Below are 254 nucleotides of genomic sequence, written 5' to 3' on the forward strand. Positions count from 1 at the left end.
CTTCTGCGACAATGCGGGCTCCGCGCCCAGAGGGCGCCGTCACGAGGCGTCCCCCGCAATGCTCGTCATCGGCATCGCCGGCACCGAACTCACCGCGCAGGAGCGCGACTGGCTGCAGCACGATGCCGTGGCCGGCGTCATCCTGTTCACCCGCAATTTCGCCTCGCGCGCTCAGGTGGCGGAACTGTCGCAGGCCATCCGCGCCGCCGAGCCGCGCCCGCAGCTGGTCTGCGTGGACCAGGAAGGCGGGCGCG

1 protein-coding gene is annotated in these 254 nt (G+C 72.0%); it reads left to right on the plus strand.

From position 1 onward, the window contains the following. Positions 1-58: 58 nt before the first annotated feature. A partial coding sequence (locus OH705_RS28040) for a glycoside hydrolase family 3 N-terminal domain-containing protein (RefSeq protein ID WP_323873514.1) occupies positions 59-254 on the plus strand: 196 nt, incomplete at its 3' end.

This window comes from Pseudomonas sp. BJa3, assembly GCF_026343815.1.
Lineage (GTDB): Bacteria > Pseudomonadota > Gammaproteobacteria > Pseudomonadales > Pseudomonadaceae > Aquipseudomonas > Aquipseudomonas soli.